The following is a 4,667-nucleotide window of genomic DNA, read 5'->3' as shown; positions in this document are numbered from 1 at the left end:
GGACAGTCTGAGCCATCCCCCAGACCCGCACACCTCATCCCGCCCGTGAATCCTTCGTCCGCGTCACTGCACTAGTGCACGTCAACCGGCTGTTCAAAGCGCCGCGGCCGAACATGCTGTGGGTCACAGACTTCATCTACGTCGCGACCTGGAGCGGCTTCGTCTACGCGGCTTTCGTGGTCGATGTCTTTGCTCGCAGGATCGTGGGCTGGCACGTGCCGCGCTCGGCCCGGGCGGACTTCGTGCTCGATGCCCTGGAGCAGGCCCTGCACGAGCGCCGCCCCTTCGCCGGCAGCGGCCTTGTCTGTCACTCGGACCGAGGATCACAATACGTGAGCATCCGCTACACCGAGCATCTCACCGAGGCGGGCATCGAGCCCTCCGTCGGCAGTGTCGGCGACTCCTACGATAATGCTCTCGCCGAGACGATGATCGGCCTGTTCAAGACCGAAGTGATCCACCAACGCGGACCATGGCGAAGCTTCGAGGCCGTCGAGTTCGCTGCCCTCGAATGGGTCGACTGGTTCAACCACCGCAGGCTGCTCGAACCTATTGGGAATATCCCTCCCGCCGAAGCGGAAGCACGCTACTATGCCCAAGCTGAGGTTCAAGACTTGGCCGCCTGACCCAAACCAAATGGCCTCCAGGAAAACTGGAGCGGTTCAAATGCCCGGCTACGCGAGGGCTCTAGACCAACCCCCAAGCGCCCGTGATCCCTCTCAGCTTGCCAAGTTCATAGGGGATCGTGCTACCGGCAACCAACCAGACCTTAGACAACGTGAGGATGCCGCTCCAGTTTCTCCCCGCACGCAGAGGCGGCTTGAAGGGAGGACGAGCGCGAGCCATAAACTGTCGGCTGAAGAGCGCTCGGACATAGCCCGGACAGCCGCCGCAAGGTGGCGCAGGAATGCCAGCTGAGATTGCCGTTCTCAACAAGTCCGCCGTCGCTCTAGCAGCCGACAGCTGATCTTCCCCCAACGGGGTGATCCGAGTTCGAAGGTAGTGCAGCGTTAGCCGTTGCTCCACGAGCAGCTTGGCTGGCAGAGCCCGCCACGGCGAAAAGCCGCGCGTGAAGCTTCTCAGGTCCGAAGCGCACCGGCCATGACATGGATCAGCGCCGGGACGAAAAACGCTAATCAACTGTCGTTGGCAACGCGAAACGACCGGACTGCTATGCGGCAAGGTTGTTAGCCCGCCGCTCGCACTTCTCTGCTTCTGCTACGCACTCCTTCGCGGCACCGATATTCCCGGCGCGACGCCAATGCTTAGCTGCATGGCGCCAATGTTCTGCGCGGCGACGGCAAAGTTTGAGGATGTCATCCGAATTCATGCCCGGCCAACGATGACACCAAGCCTTGGTTTCTTACTAACCGGGTTCAAAAGCCAACTGTCCGAAAACGGACATCGACAGTTTCTTCAGGGCGCAAGGTCATCGCGCCACTGCGCGACCCCAGGACGAGGCACGTAATCTCGACCATCTCACCGGTGAGGGATTGAAGATCAGCATTGAGGGCAACTCCGCTTAGAGGTGCCTGGAGAGCGCCGCATATGGACGTTGGAGCCCGGCTATCCGTCAAATTGCGAGAGCATGGTCAATGAAGCTTACCGTAGGCGGGCCGTTTAGGCTGCCAGCCACTCAACAAAGTTGGCCGCTCCGATCCGGCTCATCCCTCGCCACGACGCAGGACACTCCAGACGCAACAAAGCCCGCACCGGGGAGTTCGGCCGGGCGGGCTCTGCAGCCCGGCATTGGTGGAGGAGCAGTACTGCCCGAGCCCGGAGAACCGAGGTCACTGCCGCCGGTTCAGGGCCGACAGCAGAACGTCTGAAAGCGGACAGCTCTAGTCCGGGATGCTGTGCGCCGCGATGCAGGGGCTCTCATAATCTGCTCGTGCGTCTCCTCACTCACCTAGGGCGCACCGAGGAACTTGGGCAAGGCGGAGCCTTGACCTGAGGTTCGGCAAGACTGCTACGGAGATCGATGATGCTACGATACGCCACTTTTGGGCGGGGCCTAATAATGGTTACCCTGGTTGTCACCGGAGCCTCTGCTCAAGGAAAGCCCGATACCGCGCCGGAGAGCACCGCGCAGTCTCCGATAGAGCTGAGGATCAGCAAGCAAGACGGTAAGGCCGTTTGTGCACCTGCGGACCTACGCCTGCCCGCGAACTCAAACGTGACGCTCAACATTGTCAGTCAGTCTGACTCTCCGGTCATTCTTACATCGCCCAACCAGTTCAAGAACAGTCAGGTTCTTCATCATGAAGGTGATTTTACTCACGTCGCCAGCGAAGATGGATGGACTGTCAAGCAGAATGGCAAGGCTGTGCTGAAATTGAGAACACTTGCGGTTGGCGAGCAGGAATGCGGCTGTGCAAGCATTAACAACCAGAGTGAGCCTTTTCGTGGAAAGTTGGTTTTGACCTCACCATCATCTTGAGAATAGCAGCCGTCTTGAAGCGGAGTAGGGTCTGAAGACTAGCCTCGGCACACCGTGGCGCTTCTTCGATGCACGCGGACTGACGTACAAGAAATCCACGCACGTGGCCGAACAGAAGTGGCCCGACGTGAAGGCGGCCTGCGAGGCGCGGTTCGAGGCCCAGGCTGAACGCGATCCGGGCCGCCTTGTCTTCATCGACGAAACCTGGACTGCAATGAACATGGCGCGTACGCGCAGTCGTTGCGTCAAGGGACGGCGGCTGTGCTCGGCCGTGCGTGGATGCCTCTTAGAACGCAAGCAGAACTCCGGACAGGTGTTGTGCATGCTCGGGTGCTGCCCCGTGCCGGGCACCTGGTGCGGCCGTTCATGCGCCGCGGGCCCGTATGGGATGCGAGGGGTCGAGTCCACATCACTGGAAAGTGCTCGAAGCACTCCCAAGACACCTAGGTCTCCCGACTCCAACTCGCCGACGTTGCGCCATACCTGACCTTCGACCTTCCTAGGTTCTCCGGCACCCTCACGTCCGCCTCGCCGACACGGTGACGGCCAGAGCTCGGTAGATCCCCCTTTGTAAGAAGGGCCAACGCGATGCGCGCGTTCTAAATGGAACCCGCTCTAGCCGCCGCGATATCGATGACCGGCATGGCTGCCGCGCTGCCGGCTCACATCGTCCTTGTTATCGAAATCTCCCATTTCGCCAGGTTCTGAGGCCCCTGGCGAGCGTTGGCCTTGCCGTTGGTCCGCCGCCTTCTTCGAAGGGTAAGACCGCTCCGCGGGCGATATCTCAACGCGATCCTCTTGAGGCGCTTTAGGGCCGACAACGCTCATGGCTTCGTTACTCCTCGGTCCAGAAATCGCAGTGGAATGCCAGACCACGCTGTTCCGTAAAGTTGGTCTCAAAAACCAGACGTTCCTGAGCGATCAGGCTGACGCCGACAGTAGATTGGCAAGTGGAGACAAGCACGTCAGGCATCGAGCACAACAAGTCACGATCGTCGAAGAACAGGACATTGCGGACGGTCTTGACCGGTTTGCCCCCCGACCGGTGAGCGGCCGGGACATCGCCAAGATCCTGGCGGCAATGGGCTAAACTCGTATCTTCTCGCAGTACGGAGCTTTTAATACCGCACCGCTGGCGGTGCCGATCAAGCCGCGTCTATGCGAGAACCTTACGATCCGCCGCTGCCGCCTATTCAAGGTCACGAGGAACCCCGCCTTGAAGGAGCGGCGATCTTCATCGTCGACCGGCTTGCCTCCGAGGCGCTTATATTGGTTGTCGCGTGGAGATTTAGGCTAAGCGAGATTGCCGATGCCTAGCGATGTGAGTCGGATCAATCGCCCATAACAGGGCGCCCCAACAACATCTCGCTTCAGGCAGTAATTAACCTCCTCCGATGCCTGTTATGACCTTTCCAGTTCCATTGCACTCCGAGCAAGTCTTTGCCTCAAATCGGCCAGAGCCAGCACAGCGCGGGCACAGATTCTCGCCCGTCCCGGGCGTTCCAGGTTCGGCGTCATCTCTAGGTTTCGTGTGCTGTGAAGTCGTCATAACCGCGGCCCTCGCTTAGATTTGGGAGAACCAAATGAATTCCACGATGTTCCTCCCGCTCTAGACTTAGGTGCGAACTAGGTGAAAATCTCGTGGCAGCTGTGATTTTGTGATTCAGATCCGCAGTTTGCAGCAGAGAGGGCGGATGGCAGACCTGCTCTGGTTCTCGGACAAGCAGTGGGCAGTGATGGAACCGTCTAGGCGTCACAATAAGCTGGGCCGGAGCGTAAAGATGGTTGGTAGGTCATCTCTGGCATTCTATTTGTCCTCCTTCGGGCTGCCACTGGCGCGATTGCTCAACGCCTGACGGTCAGCGCACCACAGGGCTCGGTGTTCTTATTGGTCGCTTGAAGGGCCAAGCCTCTATTTGCGTCAGCATCGCTATCGCTGATCGTGAAGGTTGATCGCTTTGGGCCGACGCAGCGCACCTCGTGTGAAGGCTCAAGCTGCGCGAGTAACCGCGTCGACAGCTGCGATAACCTGCTGAGGCGCGGTGTGATGAACCATGTGGCCGCAACGCTCCACGACAACAAGGCTACTGCCCGGAAGTTCGCGATGTAGTCGCAGGGCGTGGTCGTTCATGACCTGCCCCCATGCGGTGGTCCGAGTTCAAAGTTAGGCTCCGGACCCATTGAGCTTGACCCTGTTTCTGGTCCAAAGCCTATGCAAGTTCTCGGG

The 4,667-nt window shown here is 59.6% G+C and carries 2 protein-coding genes and 2 pseudogenes; all 4 read left to right on the top strand.

Annotated elements, in window-relative coordinates; genetic code table 11:
• Positions 1-71: 71 nt before the first annotated feature.
• Positions 72-626: pseudogene (locus MGN01_RS23050) on the top strand (IS3 family transposase); the annotation flags it as partial.
• 1,394 nt (positions 627-2,020) lie between these two features.
• Complete coding sequence (locus MGN01_RS23045; RefSeq protein WP_238258650.1) at positions 2,021-2,440, top strand: anaerobic typically selenocysteine-containing protein; 420 nt, start codon at positions 2,021-2,023, stop codon at positions 2,438-2,440.
• 31 nt (positions 2,441-2,471) lie between these two features.
• A pseudogene (locus MGN01_RS24645) lies at positions 2,472-2,714 on the top strand (IS630 family transposase); the annotation flags it as partial.
• Between the two features lie 552 nt (positions 2,715-3,266).
• A complete protein-coding gene (locus MGN01_RS23040; protein ID WP_147049122.1) occupies positions 3,267-3,530 on the top strand; it encodes a hypothetical protein in 264 nt (87 codons plus the stop codon).
• Positions 3,531-4,667: the final 1,137 nt, after the last annotated feature.

Origin of the sequence: Methylobacterium gnaphalii, from assembly GCF_007992215.1 — a bacterium.
Lineage (GTDB): Bacteria > Pseudomonadota > Alphaproteobacteria > Rhizobiales > Beijerinckiaceae > Methylobacterium > Methylobacterium gnaphalii.
The sequence above is the reverse complement of the archived record's forward strand: the minus strand, read 5'-3'. Positions and strand labels throughout refer to the sequence as shown.

Coding starts and splice junctions, on each gene's coding strand:
- MGN01_RS23045 (WP_238258650.1), top strand. CDS start 2,021: ATGGTTACCCTGGTTGTCACCGGAGCCTCTGCTCAAGGAAAGCCCGAT.
- MGN01_RS23040 (WP_147049122.1), top strand. CDS start 3,267: ATGGCTTCGTTACTCCTCGGTCCAGAAATCGCAGTGGAATGCCAGACC.